This window comes from Sphingobium lactosutens DS20 (assembly GCF_000445105.1).
Taxonomy (GTDB): Bacteria; Pseudomonadota; Alphaproteobacteria; order Sphingomonadales; family Sphingomonadaceae; genus Sphingobium; species Sphingobium lactosutens.
Map to the genome: position 1 here is coordinate 29,923 of NZ_ATDP01000081.1, position 18,660 is coordinate 48,582.

Genomic DNA, 18,660 nt, shown 5'->3' on the forward strand with positions numbered 1-18,660 from the left:
ATATCGATATGCAGAATTTCCAAAATCAGAGCGCAGGATCGACCAACCCGCTCCCCTTGATGTGGGGGCGATGGCTATGGGCGCCTTGGTATGCCAAGCTCTGGTGGACTGTTATTCCCGTCTGGTGGCTTGGGATGGTTGCATCTACGCGTATTGACGCGCTGGAAACATTTTATCGCGGAGCGCTCGCGGGCTACCTGAATATCCTCTTCTTTCCGACGACCGCCCTTATGGTACTGGGTGTGGGTTATGTCCGGGAGCGTCTCGACAACTTCGTGAGACAGGGTGAGGGAAGGCCGCTGTCCGATGCGGGCGCCGAAACCGAGAGACAGCGTGTTTGGGAAGAGCATGATCGGGCGATGGAAGACCTTGCCGCCACGACAGATATGTTCGACCCTCGGTCAGGGGCGCTCTGGATCGGCAACCCTTTAAACTCGCTCAATCCAGGCTACATCGATCCCCATACCGGAAAGCACCGCTAGCGTTTCTTGAAGCTACTGTCCCCGTCACCAGGACTACCGGCGATATCCGTCGAAAAGCTGCCTTTTGCCAATACCGAGTTTTGCTCAAGGGAGGTTAGCGGCCCTGTGATATCAAATGTGGCGCGCCCATTGTCCGCATCCTGAAGGTAGCGATTGCGCACGCCTTCGCTTCCCAGGATGCGGTTCGACAACTCACGGGAGAAAGTTGTCGCGGGATCGCTTGAACGCGCTGCGGAACGCTCAGCGGCAGCAATCGACTCCCGCACGTCATAGTTGACGATATCCAGCGTTGATCCGGCAGTCTCACTCGTGGATCCAGTATCCCTGCTGTTAAATCCGACGCCCGCGCCAACTCGCCCCGACGTTGATTGTACCTTCTGTGGCCCTTGAGCCTGCCGACCCTGCGTTCTTCTGCCTGCCCCAGGGATACCTCCACCAACATCCTCATTTTCGGTCACTCCGACCGAACGACCGAGTTCTAGATTTACGCTTGTACCCATCGTCGTCTGATCTTGGGCCGATCGTGACAATGTTCTCTGCCATCCAGTTTGCGCCATTATTGCCTGCACATCGCGCTGGAGCGTGTCGGCGACCTGTGGCTTGAGCCGCCACTCGCCCTTGCGGTCCATTTCGAACCCGCCCCGCAGCCAGTTTGAGAGCATGGCCTGACCTTCGGCGCCGCCGCCCATGAAGTGCTCGATCGTGTCCGGCCCAGCTTGCTTGCCGGCCTCAAATCGCGTGCTGGTGTCGCTGCGAGCCGAGCGGCTGAAATCCGTCCCGCTGGAAACGAGCAGATCATTATGCGAGAAACTGAAACGTGCGTGGCCGCCATTCGCGATCGCGCCGAGCTGGCTTTCGTTGATGAGGCCAGCCTTCCACATGGCGGCGGCGGTTTGCGGCGTCAGGTTCAGGCTGAGATCGCCATTCTGGTCCATGGCAATCTGGCGCTTGCCGAGGTTGATGCCGTGCTCGGCGAGCAAACCTTGCATGCGAGTCAGGCGTTCACGATCGACAATCGATGTAAGTCGCTCGTTGCGCGCGCGATCGGCGATTCCGGCCGCACCGCCCTCCGCCAGATCGACCTGGTTGCCAGCCGTGCGGCTGAGGGCCTCGATGAAGCTGTCGAGCCGTGCTGCCTCTCGCGTGGAAACTCCTGCCGCAGCCGCGCCCTCGGCAAAGCCGAAATTCTCCGACTGCCGGCGTTGCTCGCCGATCCGCGCCGCGTCGCGCGTGCCGGAGGTTCCGACCTCGCGCTGCGCGTCGAGCTTGCCCGAGCGCTCGGCGAAATCGTAGCCGGCCGCCTCACGCGTCCGGCCGTAGACGCTCGTGCCTTCGCGGCTCGCCTCGGCAGTCGCGCCATCCGCGGTGCCGAGGTGCGTCGCCGCACTGTAACGCTCCAACGCAGCCTCAACCTGTGCCTCGTTACGACCGGTGGCGCGGGAAAGTTGACTGATCGCCGTGCTGCGCGCTTCGCCGGACAGCGCATTGATGAACCCGATGCGGCGGGATGTCTCGTCCACCGACAGGCCCAGCATCGACGCGGCTTCGCGCTGGCCCTGATTGCTGCCGGTGCGCCAACCTTGCTCGGTTGCGACATTGGCGCGTTCGATGCCCGCGACATTGTCGCCAGCATGATCCCGGCGGCCTTCCATCGCACCCACCTGGACTTGCGCGGACGTGAGGTCGTTCCTGAACATCTGTTCCTGGTCGAAAGCATTGGCAGTCAGCTTGGCGAAGGTGGGATCGGCCTGAGCCTCGCCGATCACACCCGACGCCTTGAGCTGTGCGTCCGCGGGAGAATAGCCGGCGCGTTCAAAATGGCGCGTCGCCCCCTGCATCATCATGCCGTAAGCGCGCTGGTCGCCGAATGCCCGCCACTGGACAAGATTCTGGCTGAAGGCGGCAAACGCCTTCTCACCGGCTTCACCTTGCCCGAAATAGCTGGTCCCAAGACTCCTCAACGCATCCTTCTCGGCGAACTGATGGATGGCGGTGGTCGCGGCATTGGCCTGGACGGCGCGCGCGACGGCTGGATCGGCAAGATCGCGGCCACCCAGCGCGGGCGCGAGGCTCCCCAACTGGCGCGAGCCCTCGATGCCGCCGAGCGCGAAAGCCGTGCCGCCAGGTGTTCCGGGGCGTTCGCCCAGGATGTGGCCAGCCTCGCCATAGGTTCGGTTCGCGCTGAAAGCGGAGCGCTCCCCGAAATCCCCAAAGCTCGAAGCGGCCGCCGCGCGGGAGCGGGTTCCGATGGCCGATGCCTGGGCCTCGAGCGCGGAAGCCTGCCCTTCCGCTGTGCCCATTGGTGCCGCCGCGGCAATCCCTTGGCTCGCGACCCCAAGCGATCCCGAGGTGAAGGAGGTGAACACATTGCCGCTGAAACGGAAAACGGTGAACACGAAGGCGCCGGCAAGCCCGGCGGCGGCCGTGCGGAAACTGCCGAAGATTGCAAGCGCCTTCATTGCGGCAGAGGGCGCAAGAAGCCAGGCGTTCGCCGCGAGAGCATTGGATCGCAATTCGGCAAGCGTCGCGGTCGCTCGGCCGAGCGTGAGCTGATAGATGCCCGCGTCGATCACACCCCAGAGCGCCACGAAGACGAACATGCCGAGCGCGAAGCTCGCCACGCGCAGGTTGATCGGCGTCAGAATGAACAGCAGCGCGATCGGGATCATGAAGAGCATGATCCCGAACACCGTGGCACGGATCGTCGGCATCCACTCGTTCGCGACCGACATGGTGGCGAGGCCGTTCGAGATAACCGCGCGATTGGCCATGACCCTGGCCGCGCTGGCCGGTGAATCCTCGAACAGCACGTCGCCGACCGTGTTGCCGAGCAGAATGTGGGTCAGGAAGGCCTGCGCGGTCAGTGGGCGGCCGAGCATCATCTGGCCCATTTCGCCTAGCTGCTCCCGGCAGCGGGCCATCTGCTGGGCATTGCCAGTGTCATAGCCCGTGCGTGCGCAAATCTGACTGGTGTAATTGTCGAACAGCACGGGATCGGACAGGCGATCCGAGATGTGCGTCCAGGCATCGGTGCAACTCACGGTCGTGCCGCCCTTGTCGGCCTCGGTATAGATCGTCGAGAAGGTAGCGGGTCCCGCCATCGCCGCGAACGAGGCCGGCAAATCGGTCGATGTCCGGAACAGCTGATCGTCGTCGACGCCATAGGCAGCCGACACGCGCGCGACCGGATAGCATTGGCGGACATAGTCCTTGATGGTGGCATCGAGAAACACATCGGTCATCGGCCCGCGCGGGCTGACCGCGTTGAGGAACAGGTCGAAACTGTGCCCGCCCGCTCCGAATTCGATCTTGGCATTGGGATCGAGCGTGTTGTCGTCGATCGTCTCGACCATCGCCCGTTCCATCATGTTGGTTGCGCCGGCGACGAGGACGAGAAGGTTGGGAACGCCGCCCACCGGCTGGTAGGCGTTGCGCACCCGGTCATAGACGTGAACCGTGCCGGTCGTAGCGATAAGCCCGACGAAGAGCCCCACGCCGACCAGGATCTGAAAACCGAAAGCGACCAGGCCCATGCCCGTCCCGCGAACGCTGGCGATGATCGCGCCAAGACCGATGCCGACAGTCGCGACGATCATCACGAGTGTCTCGTAGCGCGGATCGCCGAAGATCATCGAAACGAGGCGGAAGGCGTCGACCGTCTCGGCGAACCCGTCATAGGTGTGGAAGCTCGTATCGACCGCAAGCGCGGGCGAAGCGAGCAAAAAAGCGGGGAGGGCGGCAATCAGCCTCGCAAGCCTGCGCATGACATTCGTTCCTATTGGTTGCGGGCGGCAGCGCCGGCGGCGTCGCGAGCGTCGCGGTCGCGTGTCCGCAGGAGCCCGGCGTAATTGGCGGAAAGGTTGGCCTGGTTGAGGGCAGCCATGTAGCTCTGGCGCATCTGCGCGCGCTGGCGTAGCACCTCGTCCCTCAGATCGCGCAGTTGCTCGATACCCTTGGACAGGATCCGCGTCTGGCAGACATTTTTGTTATTGCCATCGGCTGAGCCCGCCACCGTCGCCCCGCGATCGGCATTCGTTACCGTGTAATCGATGGTACGCGTAAGGTCGTTGAGCATCTGATAGGCGAGAGTAAGCGCGACAAGCTCGTCTGTGTCGGCGATCACGGAGTCGACGACGCCCTGCCGCACACCCCATTCGAGCATGCGATAGACCGGCAGCGTTCGGACATTGGCCACGAACTGCCGTTCTTCGGCTGACAGGGCGGCACGGGTACGAATCTTGGTCGCGATCGACTGCATACGCTCGCGGGCCAGGACGAGCGCGCCGCGCCCCGCCCCGTCCTGCGAGCAGTCGGCGCCGGTCGGCGGGAAATTGAGCGAGCGGGTCTGGACCTTTCCTGTCAGGAAGTCCTGCGCACTCTCCGTGTCCTGTGCGGGACATTGCGGAATGGCCGTGAACAAGGGCACGCGATCGCCATCGTCCCAGCGCATATAGACGTCGCCGACCCGGGCGCGCATGACGCTCGCCCAGTCCTCCGCGCCGACGCGCGAGGCGGCATGAGACAGCAGCGAGCCGGTGCGAAAGATATCGGTCACTTCCGCCGGGCAGTTGGCGAGCGCGTCCTTCAGATCCTCAGTAGGGTTGTTGTTGTTGGCCTCGATCTTCTCACGGCTTTGCTGGTAGCTCTTCGCGAATCCCTGCTTGACCGAACGATAGCCGGTCATCTCCTCGATGATCCCCGACATATTGTCGTCGCCCTTCGCGATCTGCACCATCCGGTTAGCGAGACGACAGTCGTTGACCTGAATGGAATTCAGGAAGTTGGTGGCTGCCTCCATCTTACTGATTATGCAAAATTACTACACCGCGATCACTCGCGCCCGGTTCGGAGCCAGACTTTGGACCGAGAACCGGGAAAAGCTGGTCGATAAGCTGAAGCTGCGGTCAGGTGAGAAGACGTCCTCGCTTCAGGGACTAGGCCGTATCGAACGGGACAGCGTCAAGGGGCGGAGCGCCCAGCATGGTGACCGCTGGGATCGTCTTCGCGATGAGCAACGTGCGGAACGTGAGGCGCACAAGGAACGTCAGCGCGCGGCACAAGAGGAACGAGCGAAGCCGCAGCCGGACAGTCTGGCCGCTTATTTCGCGGCCCGAGTGCAGGCGGCAGCCCGATCGTTGGATCAGTGGCTCACCACCCTCCTGGAGCGGGCTCGTGGTGGTGGGGATCAGGCAATAGGACGGGCCGATGGGCACCAGCCACAGTCGCCGTCGCCGCAGGCTCCCGAACCTGCCCACGCTCCCTCCCAAGATCACGGAGGCGGTCATGATCGTTGAAGTTGGCTTATGGCTTGTCGTTGTCGCGATTGTGCTCCTTGCCTGGTTCCTTCGTGGTTCCCGCGCTCCGCTGACACATCGATGGCGGCGTCGGCAGGCACGGGCCATGAGCCGCCAATTGCAAGGCCGCGATCGTTCTCAGCCGGCGGTGATGGCTTTTGCCCGGTTGCGCCGAATGGATCCCTTGGCTTTCGAAGAACTGCTGCTGGAGTGTTTTGAGCGGCGCGCGATCAAAGTGACCCGAAACCGGCGATACACCGGTGATGGTGGCGTTGATGGAAGGATAAGGATCTGCGGTGAGGTCTGGCTTATCCAAGCCAAGCGCTACGCAGATACGATACGGCCCGAACATGTTGAAGCGTTCGCACAGCTATGTGCGGTGAAGCATATACCGGGCCTGTTCATTCACACTGGCCGAACCGGACCATCGACTCGAAAGCTGCTCAATCGGTATCCTTACATACAGATCATATCGGGAGATCAGCTTCTTGCTCTAATCCGCGGTGAACCCGTCTTCGTCAGGGGGGAGCGCATATGAGCGCCCCCATTGCTCGCCCTCGTCGGCGGTCGGGGTTCTATGCGTTGCCGACGCTCGTAGCCGGCCTCATCCTCCAACCCGGTTCAGTCGCAGCGGCGACTGGTCCGATAAGATCTGCCGCCGCAGAACGTGAGATCGCCCGATGCATTCAATCTGCATCGGCGGGAAAACCATGGCTTGAAAAAACGCTCTGGGGACTGCGCGATCAGGAAGCTGGATGGATCGGTGCGGAGGTGCTCAATGCGAATGGCACTCATGACCTCGGCCCACTTCAGGTCAACAGTTCCTGGGTTCCGAAGTTCGCGGCGTTGACCGGCCGACCGGCACTTACCGTCCGATACTGGTTGATCAACGACCCCTGCTTCAATGTGCAGGCCGCGCGATGGCTGTTCCTCGCGGCCTTGCAAACCACTGGCGACTACTGGAAAGCCGTAGGGGTCTATCATAGCCCCACGGGTTGGCGGCAGCATCGTTACGTCGGTTCCGTCGCGACGAAGCTGCGCGAACGATATGGCCGCGCTATCTTCGATTAGGGCTCCTCAACCCGATTTTTAGCGGATCTCACTTTTCGAGGCATCGAGCCACCCGGCTGCCGCTGAAAATTGGCCCATTCATCGAGATCATCGACTGAATATCGTATCCAACGGCCGAATTTGTAATAGGCCGGGCCGCCGCCGAGGTTTCGATAGCAGGCAAGCGAATGACGGGTAATGGTCAGATATTTTGCGGCAAGGGTAGGGGTGATGAGGCGGAGCGGCTTCACATCGTTGAGATGAATCGCCCCGTTCAGCTGATCCGGTGTCAGAAACCGCCGGTCTGGTCCTTCAGCCATGGAAGCCCACCTCCGTCTGCGCGGAAGCGTCAAGCATTCCCCCAGCGATAACGGCGTCTTCGTCGATCGTTGGCGTCTTCGCCGTGTTGTTGCCCTTGATGATCGCGGCACGCCGCTTCGAGACTTTCTCCGCAGCCAATCTCACCTGATCATCTTCGATGTGTACGTAGCGCATGAAGGTGGTGACCGTCTTGTGTGCAGTGAGCGCCATGCCGACTCGCAACGGAACGCCCGAGTTTGCGATATCGGTGGCAGCGCGGTGGCGAATGCCATGGGTTCCGACGTGCGCGAGACCGGCGGCTTCGATGATACGCTTCCAAGCACACCAGTAGCTATGATGGCTCAGATGTCGGTCATGCGTGTGGATCGCAGGGCACACGAAACGCGATCCTTCCCTGCGTGGGACTCGGGCCAGCAGGGTGATGGCTTCCTCGGTCAAAGGCTTCGAGATACCGCCTGTCTTGCTGTCGGGCCAAACCACCCTGCGCTCGTGGAAATCGATCCACTCCCACTGCATGGAGATGATCTCTGACATTCGGGCCGCAAAGGCGAACTGCAGCCTGATCCCAAAAGTGAATGAGGGGTGCTCCAGTCCCTCCGCATCGGCCCGATCGAGATAGGCAAACAGGCTCTCCAGCTCCCGGTTCTTGATGAGCCGGGTACGCTTGCGCTCAGGGTAGCGCGGTATGAGTCGACACGGATTGGTGCCGTCGGCACGGTAGCCCCAGAGTTCCGCGCAGTTAAACATCTTCTTGAGACAGGCGAGGGTCGTGTTGGCGGCGCCAGGCGTGTGAGCGAGTTGCATCATCAAGGCAGACACGTCCGGGCGCGTGAGGTCGGCGACCTTGATCTTCCCCAAAACCGGAATGATGTGATTCTTGATGTTCTGACGGTTGCGCCTGACCGTGCCAGGCTTGTTATGCGGAATGGAGTGCTGCTCGATGAACTGCTCGCAAAACTCCCGGATCGTCGGGTTGGCGCGCGCGCGGGTTTTGTCGAGTGATGGGTCTCCGCCGGCGCGAACCAGCGCTTGCCAATCCTGAGCAAGCGAGCGCGCCTGCTCGACGGTCAGCTCGCCAAACTGACCGATGGCCGGTTTACGGCGATTGCCGCCGACAGTGCGATAGGAAAGCATGAAAACCTTGCGTCCGCTGGGCGTAACCTTGCATAGGAAACCCGGAACGACGGTGTCGCGGAGTTCGTAGTCTGATTTTTCGGGCCGGGCGCTTTCGATGGCGGTCTTGGTGAATTTGAGCGTGGGCATTTCGGTCTCCGGGCTGCCCATTTTCCAGGAGCCACATAGGAGCCACGGGAAAGCGAAGCATGGCGTAGTTGGTCGAGCCTGGGAGCATCATAATGCCGGATAAGTATCTGATAAAGAGAGACTATTCCAACTACAGCGCAACCTGGCGTAGTCGGTCGTAGCACCGATTCGAGAACTCAAAATCCGGTTCCGAAAGGAGTGTCGGTTCGAGCCCGACCACCCGCACCATCCGGTCCGTTTGTGACCATTTTCCTGTTGATGACAAAGTTTGTTCATGCTCTCGGCCCGCATTGCGCTGGCTTTTGAACTAGGGCATATCCGCGTCGGTCGCACTTACACAGAGTCACCATGCAATAAGGGGCTTGTGGAAGCGGGGAATAGTTGCGGCTTTTGGGGTGCCAGGCATTTTGTTCAGGAAGTTTCGGCCTTGGGGAAGGCCGGCCGTCCATGCCGGTTGGGCGCAGCGGGTGACCGCGACGCTCGCCCTCCTTCTGTTGCCTGACGTCAGCGCCATGGCCGCGGGGGAGCAGAGCCTTCTCCTGCCACCCAATCCCGAGCCCTTTTCGCAGCCGGTGCAATCCGACCCCCTGCTGCAAATGTCGCAGAAGACCGGCCCGATGGCGTTGTTCCGCAGCGAAGTGGAAGCGGCCGTTCAAACCAATATGTTGACGCAGGAAGCGCGCGCCGGCGAGCGGGAGGCTGAAGCCGCGCGCGTCCAATCGCGCGCTGCGCTCTTTCCCTCATTGGATCTGACGGTCGACGCCAATCGGTCGCTCGCGCGGAATTTCTCGAACGATCCCGGTAACATTATCGAACGATCGCGACCCGAAGGCCGCACCGACGCGACCGCATCGGTACGCCAGCGTCTGCTGGATTTTGGCGCGACGTCGAGCCGGATCAATGCTGGCAATGCGCGCGTGGGCGCAGCGCGCGCCGCCACTTTCGCGTCCGGGACCGATGTGGCGTTGCGCCTCGTAACGGCCTGGTACAGCATCCTGGCGCAGCGCCTGATGGAGCAGGCGGCGGTCGACTATGGAGCGCGGCAGGCTGAACTGCGATCTGCGGTCGAACGGCGCATCGCACAGGGATTTTCCGCAACAGGCGACCTTCCGCGCGTTGACAGCGCCATTGCCAATGTCCGCACCCGGCTGGCGATGTTCCGGCGCGACCGGGCCAGCGCGGAGGCGCAATATCGCGCGCTTTCCGGGCATGATGCGCCGGACATTGTCTATCGTGTTCCGCTGGCGCTGACCGATCAGATCAGTCAGGACGTTGTGGAGGCCATGGCCCTGCGCGCGCCGATCGTCCAGAAGGCCGAGTCCGAAGCCCGCGCCGCCCGGCAGGATGCCCGCGCCGCCCGGTCCGAACGGCTCCCCACCATTGCCGCCGGAGTCGATGCAGGGCGCTACGGCGTCTTTGAAAATTCGGGCGACTATGACGTGCGCGGGCGTGTGATCGTACGCGCGCAGATCGGCGCCGGCTTCAATGCGCGCGCAGACCAAGCGTCCGCGCGCGCGGACGCAGCGGACGCCTACGCATCGCGCATCCGGCAGGAGGCGCTGCGGGACGTGCAAATGGCATGGAGCGATGTGAAGGGACTGGAGGCGCAGTTGGCGGCCGCCGAGGCCGCTTATCTGGCCAGCCGAAACAATCGCGACGTCTATGCCACGCGGTTCGAAACATCGGGGGGTACCCTGTTCGACCTCGTGACGTCCGAAGACAATTATTTCTACTCGATCGCTACCTATGTGCAGACGCTGGCCGAGCGCGACCTGTCCCGCTTCGTGCTGCTTGCCAAGGCAGGCGCCTTGCTGGACGCGATGCATATTCAGGTGGATCCGGCGGACGAGCGGCAGGACGAAAGGCGCATGCCATGAGGGAAGACAGCTTGCTCGCGGCGCATAAGGCGCGTTTCGCCCCCTGGCTGGTCGAACCGATGCTGCGCAATCGCGCGACCTATATGAAGGTCGCGGTGGCAGCGGCGCTGATCAATATTTTCGCGCTCGTCTCCTCGCTATTCACGATGACGGTCTATGACCGGATCGTGCCGAACGAAGGATCATCTTCGCTCATCGGCCTCAGCATCGGGCTCGTCTTCGTCATCATTTTCGATTTTGTCCTGCGCCTGTTGCGCGTCTATTTCGTCGATATCGCCGGCGCCAATATCGACCATGATGTCGGCGAAACCTTGTTCTCGCAATTGCTGGCGCTGCGGCTGGACCAGAAGCGCGGCTCCACCGGGACATTGACCGGACTGATGCGGGAACTGGAAACGCTGCGAGACTTTTTCGCGTCGGTCACGCTGACGGCCATCATCGACGTGCCGTTCATCATCGTCACATTGGCGGTGATTGCGATGCTGGGCGGCGTTCTGGTTGTGCTGCCATTGGCGATGATCCCGGTCGTCATTGGCGCCGGGCTGCTGGCCACCCCATCGCTTGATCGCCTGTCGTCGCGCAGCCTGGGCGATGGCCTCGTCAAGCAATCGGTGCTGGTCGAAGCAATCGGCAGCCTTGAAACGGTCAAGGCGATCGGCGCTGGCCCGATGCTCAGCCGTCGCTGGCAATCGGCGTTGGTCAGCCATTCGGAAAGTTCGCTGGGCCAGCGCCTTGCCGCCGCCATCCCCATGACGGTTGCTAACAGCGCGTCGACCATCGCCTATTGCGGCATCATCATCGTGGGTGTCGGCCTGTTGCGCAGCAACACGATCACCACTGGCGCGTTGCTGGCCTGCTCGATCCTGTGTGGGCGGGCATTGGCGCCGCTTGCGCAGATCGCCACCTTGCTCTCTCGCCTGTCCGCTACGCGCGTGGCCTACCGGCAGATCAGCGCGCTGATGGAGACGCCGACGGAAGGGCCAGAGGGCGATGCGCTGCATCCCGCACGCCTTGAAGGCGCCATCGAGCTGCGCAATGTCGGGTTTCGCTATCCTGGCGCCCCCGAACGCGCGCTCGATAGCGTCACTCTTGGCATCAAGCCTGGTGAGCGGGTCGGCTTTCTTGGCCGGGTCGGCTCTGGCAAGTCGACGCTCGCTCGTCTCGTGCTTGGCCTCTACGAACCCGAAGAAGGCGTGGTCATGATCGACGGGATCGACGTACGCCAATATGCACCGGCACAGCTTCGCGCGCTGATCGGATCGGCGATGCAGGATAATGTCCTGATTGCCGGATCAGTGCGACAGAATATCTGCCTGGACCGGGCGGCCGTCGACCAGGACGAGATGATACGCGCCGCCGAAATCAGCGGCACGCATCGCTTCATGGGGCAGATCGCCAATGGCTATGATCTGCGCCTGGCCGACAGGGGCGACGGCTTGTCTGGGGGACAGCGTCAGTCGATCGCGATCGCGCGCGCATTGGCAGGCGGCCCGCAGGTGCTGATCTTTGACGAACCCAGCAGCGCCATGGACGCGCAGACCGAAGCGGACCTGATCGCCCGGCTCAAGCCGGAAGTCGCCGGCAAGACGATGATCCTGATCACGCATCGCACCTCTTTGCTCGCGCTGGTGGATCGCATCGTCATCCTGGATGGCGGGAAGATCGTGGCGGACGGACCACGCGATGCGGTCCTGCAACGCCTTGCACGGGGGAAGGCGGCATGACCGCACAGATCGGCTTTCGCCATCCCATGACCATCAAGCCGAAGGTGCCGGCGAACATCATCCTGTGGATCATCCTGGCGTTCGTGGTGGTCGCGATAGGGTGGGCCGCGTTGACGGAAATCGACCGCACGGTGCGCGCCAACGGCCGCGTCATTCCCAGTTCGCAATTGCAGGTCGTGTCGAACCTGGAAGGCGGCGTGGTCGATCAGATCATGGTGAAGGTGGGGCAGGACGTAAAGGCAGGGACGCCGCTTATCCGGCTCAGCCCGGTTCAGCCGGGCGCCGAACTGGAAAGCAATCTTGCCAGCAGCGATGCGCTGAATTTCAAGATCATCCGCCTGACAGCCGAGATTGCCGGCAAGGCGCCTGTCTTTCCGCAATCCCGCAACGCTCTGATGGCCGGCCAGATCGCCGTCGAGCAAGGTCTGTACCGTTCGCGAATGGCCGAACTGGCCAGCATCTCCAATGTCGCGTCGGCCCGCGTCGACCAGGCCCGACGCGCTATAGCCGAAGCGAGCGCGGCCGAGGAGGCGCGTATTGCCGCGCGCGATGCCGCCAAAGCCGATCTCGCCCTCCTTCAGCCTCTAGTCCAGGAGGGCATTGAGCCACGCCGTTCCCTTCTCCAGGCGCAAAGCGCCTATGCCGTGTCGGCGAGCGAGGCAGCGGGCGCGGCGGCGGCGCTCGGCCGGGCGCGATCGGTATTGGCCGAAGCACAGGCGAGCGCACAACAGCAGAAGCGGGACTGGCTCGCCCGCGCGGCGGATGAGCTTACGGCCGCGCGTGCCGAGTTGTCCGTGCGGCAGGCGACGATGCCGGCCTATGAATATAAGCTGCGGCGAACGGTCGTGCGCGCGCCGCTCGACGGCCGGATCAATCGGGTTTTCGTGACCACGGTCGGTGGCAGCGTCCGTCCTGGTGATCCCTTGCTGGAAATGGTCGCGGTAAACGACACTTTGTTGATCGAAGCCGCCGTGGCGGCAAAGGATATCGCGTCGGTCAAGCTGGGTCAGCAGGCCAAGGTTCAGATCTCGGCCTATGACAGCGCCGTCTACGGGTCGATGAAGGGCAGGGTGGTCGCTGTGTCGCCTGACGCGGTGCTCAACGAACGGACCGGGGAAAGCCATTATCTGGTCAGGGTCCGCACCAATGCGAACGCCATCACGGATGACGCCGGGCGTCGGCTGCCGATCGGCCCCGGCATGGGCGCCGAAGTCAATCTTCTGGGCGACAAACGGACCGTGCTGGCCTATATTTTGACACCGTTGACGCGCCTCAGCGAAACGGCATTCCGCGAATAAAGCCAGCGGCCTGCTTGAGTAGAGTTGCGCGCATCAGCGCTCATATGATCAAGTGGAGAGGGACGCGCCATGCCTGTCCATAATGCCATTCCGGTCTTGATGATCCTCGCCGCGGTGAGCGGTTGTGCTGGCAATGCCGCCAACGCGGCCTCCGCCCATGATGCCGTTCCTGCTACCATGCTGCACGCACCCCCGGGAACAGGCGGCGTGATGCCGCCCCCAGGCGATGCTGAAAAGGCGATCCGCGATCAATATGCAGAGGCGGTGAGGCAAAACACAGCGCCCGCCTACCGGCTATTCATGTCCCGCTATCCCGACCATCCGCTGGCGCGGGATGCCGCAAAGAGAATCGACTCATTGGTCAATTCGCAGCGCTGATAGAGGGGGAACTTCATGCTCGTCACAACGATGGCGATCGCCACGACAGTCAAACGCTAACCAATTGAAATATTGTCAAACTTTAGTTGTCGGCAAAGACAAAAATAAGTCAAGACATTTCAATATCTTGGTTTTTACTACATGCTATGATAATGATAAACCACTAAAAACTTATGTTTGGCAATAAACCTAAATAGAGATTATACCCGCTTGGGTAAGGGGTCGCCAACGGGCACAGTGAACGTGTCATCCAACTCATCTTGCAGGAGGATGTATGCTCAAGCTCTCGGGGGCCGGGCCGGCCAAGGTCATATTCAACGAAGACGACAATAGCGCGTCTGTTTCTCCTACGTCCTATTCCATCAGCAGCACCGCCGACCTTTGGTCGATGATGGGCAACGAAACCGTCCGCAGCGATATTCTGTTGCTATATCCCCAGGATGTCATGGAAGACCCTGGCGATCCTGTCGGACAACCAGGCAGTCTGGACGATCCGCAATTCAACGGGAACGGCAATACCACGCTGGCGCAGGCGGCTACCGGCAATCAATTGATCGATGGCATTTTGAGCGGGATCAAATGGGACCCGTCGCAAACCGTCTATTATAGCGACACGGATTCAGCAGCGGATTATCAGTCCGGCTATGTTTCGGATTCCGATGGCGACGGCATCAGCGCGCAGAATGAGGGCTTTTTCCGGTTCACTGCGATGCAGATGGTGGCCTTCCATACGGCGCTCAATTCAGTCGCCTATACCCAGACGAGCGCAGCTACTGCTTTCGGGGTTGAATCCTTCACGGGATTGAGCCTGTCCTACGATGGCGCAGGTTCATCGATCGCGACGATCCGCGGCGCAAATTCCAGCGATCCGGGCACGGCCTATGCCTATTATCCCAGCAGCAGCATCTATGGCGGGGATACATTTTTCGGCAATGGCTATGATGGGACCATCAATTCCTACAAGACGCCCGTCGCCGGTAATTATGCCTGGCACACGATGTTCCATGAATTGGGCCATTCACTGGGCCTGGCGCATGGTCAGACGGGCGGCGCCTATGGCGCATTGCCGACCGCATGGGATTCGATCGAATTCACGGTCATGACCTATCGCAGTTATGTAGGTGCGCCGCTCAGCGGCTATTCCTACGAGCAATGGGGGGCGCCGCAGACCTATATGATGCTCGACATTGCCGCATTGCAGGCGATGTACGGCGCGGACTTCACCGTCAACTCGGGCAACACCACCTATTCCTGGAACCCGACAACCGGCGAAACCTATATCAACGGGGAAGTCGCGATCGATCCGGGTGGCAATCGCATCTTCGCGACCATCTGGGACGGCGGCGGCATCGATACCTATGACCTGTCCAATTACTCCAGCAACCTGACGCTGGACCTCAATCCCGGCGGCTATTCCGTGTTCAGCCAGGCGCAGCTTGCTTATCTCGGCAATAATGGCAGCAGCGTCTATGCGCGCGGCAATATCTTCAATGCGATGCTCTATCAGGGCAATACCGCATCGATGATCGAAAATGCCAATGGCGGGTTGGGCAATGACGTCATCAGCGGCAACAGCATCGACAATGTGCTGCGCGGCAATGGCGGTAATGACAGCCTCTACGGCAATGACGGCAACGACACGCTGTATGGCGATGCCGGCAATGATTATCTGGCCGGAGGCGAGGGCGACGATACGCTCTATGGCGGCGATGGCGACGACATATTGGATGGCGGGGGCGGTTCCGACGTCATTTACGGCGGCGCCGGTAACGATTTCATCTATGGCGGTTTCGTCACTGACACCGTCTATGGTGAAGCCGGGAACGACTGGTTCATCCAGCGCCAGATCGGCGGGGTCGCGGAATTTGGCGACACGCTTGATGGCGGTGGCGGCACCGACACGCTCGATCTCAGCCAAATCGATCTATATGGCGCCATCGTCAATCTTGCCAACAAGACGTGGCAGTATAACCCTTTATATGGCGGACCATGGTCAATAACCGGTGTCGAAAATGTCTATGGCACGCAGTTGGCGGACGTCATCACGGGCGGCGATGCTGCAAATGCATTGTACGGGCAGGATGGCGACGACCAGATAGACGGCGGCAACGGCAACGACGTCGTTGATGGCGGTAGCGGGAATGATCTGCTCATCGGCGGCGCTGGGAATGACACAATTTACGGCGGTTCTGGCAATGATCAGCTTCGTGGCGGGTCGGGCAATGACGTTTTTGACGGGGGCAGCGGCCAGGACATTTTCTATGGTGAAGACGGCAATGACCGCCTGATCATTTTCAATGGTTGGAACGGCGGCTTCGGCGAAGTTTTCTTGGGTGGGGCCGGAACCGACATATTCGACTTTTCCGGAACGTCTGGCTTGAATGCCTATGTCAATTTGACAGACGGCATATTTGAAGATTCCGTATTCCCTGGCTACGGAATTGCGCTTTCCAGCGTCGAAACTGTCATCGGCGGTGGTGGTAATGACGAAATTATCGGCTCGGCCGAAACCAATCGTCTGGAAGGCGGCGCTGGCAACGACATATTGAGGGGGTTGGACGGCGTCGATTTTCTGCTTGGACAAGCAGGGGATGATATCCTCGACGGAGGCTCCGGCGCCGATACGATGACAGGCGGCGACGGGAATGACACCTATTACGTTGATGCCAGCGGCGACAACGTGGTCGAAAGCTCAGCCGCAGGCGGAACTCAGGATGTGGTCGTCTCTTCAGTCAGCTATTCTTTGACAGGCCGATTTATAGAGACCCTGAATCTCACGGGGGGCGGCAATATTAACGGGACCGGCAACGATGCCGATCAGACCATCAACGGAAACAGCGGAGCCAACACCATTGCTGGTCTTGGGGGTAATGATATTCTCAACGGCGGAAACGGTAATGACCTTCTAGAAGGGGGCGAAGGCGACGATGTCATAAATGGCGGTGGCGGGACCGACATGGCGCGCTATGCCAGTGCTGCGGCTGGCGTTACTGTCAGTTTGGCAATCAGCGGCGCGCAATCGACTGTTGGTGCGGGTACCGACACTTTGACAGGGATCGAAAACCTGGGTGGATCCGCGTTCAACGACGTGTTGACCGGTAACACGGCAGCAAATCTCCTGCGCGGTGGAAGCGGCAATGATAAACTTTATGGAGGTGCCGGGAATGATACGCTCGACGGCGGATCGGAGATTGATTTTCTTGATGGCGAGTTGGGTGCTGATACGCTAACCGGCGGTGGCGGATCTGACTATTTTTACTTCACCTTTGCGCTTGGTGGCGGAAATATCGACAAAATCACTGACTATTCGGTTGCTGATGATCAGATCAGGATCGACAATGCCGTATTCACGGGATTGGCTAACGGTACGCTGGCCGCAAATGCGTTTGTCGTTGGGGCGGCAGCGGCCGACGCCAATGATCGGATCATCTACAACAGTGCGACAGGCGCGCTCTTGTTCGATGCCGATGGGACGGGTGCGATTGCTGCCGTGCAATTCGCCACGATCAGTACCGGATTGGCGATGACGGCGAGCGAATTCGGCGTGATCTGACCGCTTGTCGTTGTCATGAGCGAACAGCGCCCGGGCGACCGGGCGCTGTTTTCATGGCTGGCGCAATGCGACTTCGTTCATGAAACGCGCGTCGTCGCCGGCTGCGAGCCAGGGCGCTTCCGCGCCGATCGCGCCCAGCATGTCGGCCAGCGCGTCCATCTCGCTCTTGGCGTAATTGCCCAGCACATAGCCATGGACCTTGTCCTTGTGTCCCGGATGGCCGATGCCTATGCGCACGCGGCGGAAATCATTGCCGATATGCGCGTCGGTCGACCGCAGGCCATTATGCCCGGCATTGCCTCCGCCGCGCTTCACCTTCACATTCATCGGCGCCAGATCCAGTTCGTCGTGAAAGACCGTAACGTCCTGGGGCGTCAGCTTGTAGAAGCGCATCGCCTCACCGATGGACCGGCCGCTTTCGTTCATGAAGGTCGCCGGTTTCAGCAACAGGACTTTCTCGTCGCCGATCCTGCCCTCCTGAACCCAGCCCTGAAACTGCTTCTTCGGCGCTGAAAAGCGGTGCATGTCGGCGATCAGGTCGATGGCCATGAAACCGACATTATGCCGGTGCATCGCATATTGCGTGCCCGGATTGCCGAGGCCCACCCAAAGCTGCATATCGCGCGCTCCCATGAAAAATCCCGCCCGCCGGGTAGGCGGACGGGATGATCTTTTCCAGCCGAAAGGCCGGCAACGGCCTTATTCGGCCTCTGCCTCGCCTTCGCCTTCCTTGGTCGTGTCGCCTTCCGAGCTCTTGAGAGCGGACGGCGCGACGATGGTGGCGATGGTGAAATCGCGGTCGTCGATCGCGGTCTTCGCGCCCTTGGGCAGCGTCACCGAACTGATGTGGATCGAATCGCCCACTTCAAAGCCCTTGAGGTCGACGACGACGTCTTCGGGGATGTTGGCGGCATCGACGATCAGTTCGACGTCATGACGCACGACGTTGAGCACGCCGCCCTTCTTGAGGCCGGGCGCCGCGTCTTCATTCTCGAAGCGCACCGGCACGTTCACATTGACGGTGGCATGTTCCGAAACGCGCAGGAAGTCGGCGTGCAGCGGCCGGTCGGTCACGGGATGGAAAGCGACATCCTTGGGCAGGGTGCGCACGGCCTTGCCGTTGACCTCGACCATGACGACCGAATTGAAGAAGTGCCCGGTGCCGAGCAGCTTGCTCAGCAGCTTTTCCTCGACATGGATGGACTGGGGTTCTTCATTGTTACCATAGATGACGGCGGGTACGCGGCCCTCACGGCGGAGAGCGCGGGAGGCTCCCTTGCCTGCCCGATCGCGTGCCTCGGCCGACAGCGTAAGCTGCTCGCTCATTGCGTGTCTCCAAAAGCTTGATTGCACAAATTCCCGCCACGCCTCCAGGGATGACCATCGCGGGAAGGCGCGCCATTAGCAGAATATGGGCAGA

General features: G+C 61.1%; 14 protein-coding genes and 1 pseudogene. 8 read left to right on the top strand and 7 right to left on the bottom strand.

Translation table 11 applies throughout. The features are described from left to right. Positions 1 to 8 precede the first annotated feature (8 nt). Positions 9 to 482, top strand: a complete 474-nt coding sequence (locus tag RLDS_RS37970) for a hypothetical protein (protein WP_201767467.1) — start codon at positions 9 to 11, stop codon at positions 480 to 482. Here RLDS_RS37970 and RLDS_RS37975 read toward each other — a convergent pair. The 3 genes and pseudogenes from RLDS_RS37975 to RLDS_RS56260 form a co-directional block, all read right to left on the bottom strand. Beyond that, a complete protein-coding gene (locus RLDS_RS37975) occupies positions 479 to 4,246 on the bottom strand; it encodes a conjugal transfer protein TraG N-terminal domain-containing protein (protein ID WP_021225649.1) in 3,768 nt (1,255 codons plus the stop codon). The two genes, RLDS_RS37970 and RLDS_RS37975, sit on opposite strands and share 4 nt — an antisense overlap. An 11-nt stretch (positions 4,247 to 4,257) precedes the next feature. Continuing rightward, positions 4,258 to 5,292 (bottom strand): annotated as a pseudogene (locus tag RLDS_RS37980) (conjugal transfer protein TraH); the annotation flags it as partial. A gap of 124 nt (positions 5,293 to 5,416) precedes the next feature. Then, positions 5,417 to 5,737: a hypothetical protein gene (locus tag RLDS_RS56260; protein ID WP_161626721.1), complete on the bottom strand. Its 321-nt coding sequence runs from the start codon at positions 5,735 to 5,737 to the stop codon at positions 5,417 to 5,419. Positions 5,738 to 5,765: 28 nt separating this feature from the next. Here RLDS_RS56260 and RLDS_RS55235 point away from each other — a divergent pair, with 28 nt between their 5' ends. Beyond that, positions 5,766 to 6,314, top strand: coding sequence for a restriction endonuclease (locus tag RLDS_RS55235; protein WP_084514747.1), 549 nt, complete (start codon positions 5,766 to 5,768; stop codon positions 6,312 to 6,314). Then, positions 6,311 to 6,847 (top strand): lytic transglycosylase domain-containing protein, encoded by a 537-nt coding sequence (locus RLDS_RS0128005; RefSeq protein WP_031297915.1) that lies wholly within the window; start codon positions 6,311 to 6,313, stop codon positions 6,845 to 6,847. Before RLDS_RS55235 ends, RLDS_RS0128005 begins: the two co-directional genes overlap by 4 nt. Here the strand turns inward: RLDS_RS0128005 and RLDS_RS54500 are convergent. Together RLDS_RS54500 and RLDS_RS37995 are read right to left on the bottom strand one after the other, a co-directional pair. Next, positions 6,844 to 7,146, bottom strand: coding sequence for a helix-turn-helix domain-containing protein (locus tag RLDS_RS54500; RefSeq protein WP_021225654.1), 303 nt, complete (start codon positions 7,144 to 7,146; stop codon positions 6,844 to 6,846). The two genes, RLDS_RS0128005 and RLDS_RS54500, sit on opposite strands and share 4 nt — an antisense overlap. Then, positions 7,139 to 8,410 carry a tyrosine-type recombinase/integrase gene (locus tag RLDS_RS37995; protein WP_084514749.1) on the bottom strand — a complete coding sequence of 424 codons (1,272 nt, stop codon included), beginning with the start codon at positions 8,408 to 8,410 and terminating at the stop codon, positions 7,139 to 7,141. The genes RLDS_RS54500 and RLDS_RS37995 overlap by 8 nt, the downstream gene beginning before the upstream one ends. 467 nt (positions 8,411 to 8,877) lie before the next feature. Between RLDS_RS37995 and RLDS_RS38000 the strand changes: the two genes are divergently transcribed. The 5 genes from RLDS_RS38000 (at position 8,878) to RLDS_RS57190 (ending at position 17,240) form a co-directional block, all read left to right on the top strand. Next, positions 8,878 to 10,287, top strand: coding sequence for a TolC family protein (locus tag RLDS_RS38000; protein ID WP_021225656.1), 1,410 nt, complete (start codon positions 8,878 to 8,880; stop codon positions 10,285 to 10,287). Then, positions 10,284 to 12,011: an ATP-binding cassette domain-containing protein gene (locus RLDS_RS38005; RefSeq protein ID WP_021225657.1), complete on the top strand. Its 1,728-nt coding sequence runs from the start codon at positions 10,284 to 10,286 to the stop codon at positions 12,009 to 12,011. Before RLDS_RS38000 ends, RLDS_RS38005 begins: the two co-directional genes overlap by 4 nt. After that, positions 12,008 to 13,309, top strand: a complete 1,302-nt coding sequence (locus RLDS_RS38010) for an HlyD family type I secretion periplasmic adaptor subunit (protein WP_021225658.1) — start codon at positions 12,008 to 12,010, stop codon at positions 13,307 to 13,309. The genes RLDS_RS38005 and RLDS_RS38010 overlap by 4 nt, the downstream gene beginning before the upstream one ends. A gap of 96 nt (positions 13,310 to 13,405) precedes the next feature. Continuing rightward, the gene (locus RLDS_RS38015; RefSeq protein WP_152528029.1) at positions 13,406 to 13,687 is read left to right on the top strand and encodes a hypothetical protein; all 282 of its coding nucleotides are present in this window, start codon (positions 13,406 to 13,408) and stop codon (positions 13,685 to 13,687) included. 997 nt (positions 13,688 to 14,684) lie between these two features. Further along, positions 14,685 to 17,240, top strand: coding sequence for a M10 family metallopeptidase C-terminal domain-containing protein (locus tag RLDS_RS57190; RefSeq protein ID WP_330217096.1), 2,556 nt, complete (start codon positions 14,685 to 14,687; stop codon positions 17,238 to 17,240). A gap of 51 nt (positions 17,241 to 17,291) precedes the next feature. Here the strand turns inward: RLDS_RS57190 and pth are convergent, their stop codons facing one another. Both pth and RLDS_RS38030 read right to left on the bottom strand, forming a co-directional pair. Then, positions 17,292 to 17,858, bottom strand: a complete 567-nt coding sequence (pth, locus tag RLDS_RS38025; RefSeq protein WP_031297922.1) for an aminoacyl-tRNA hydrolase — start codon at positions 17,856 to 17,858, stop codon at positions 17,292 to 17,294. Between the two features lie 81 nt (positions 17,859 to 17,939). After that, positions 17,940 to 18,566 carry a 50S ribosomal protein L25/general stress protein Ctc gene (locus tag RLDS_RS38030; protein ID WP_021225662.1) on the bottom strand — a complete coding sequence of 209 codons (627 nt, stop codon included), beginning with the start codon at positions 18,564 to 18,566 and terminating at the stop codon, positions 17,940 to 17,942. Positions 18,567 to 18,660: the final 94 nt, after the last annotated feature.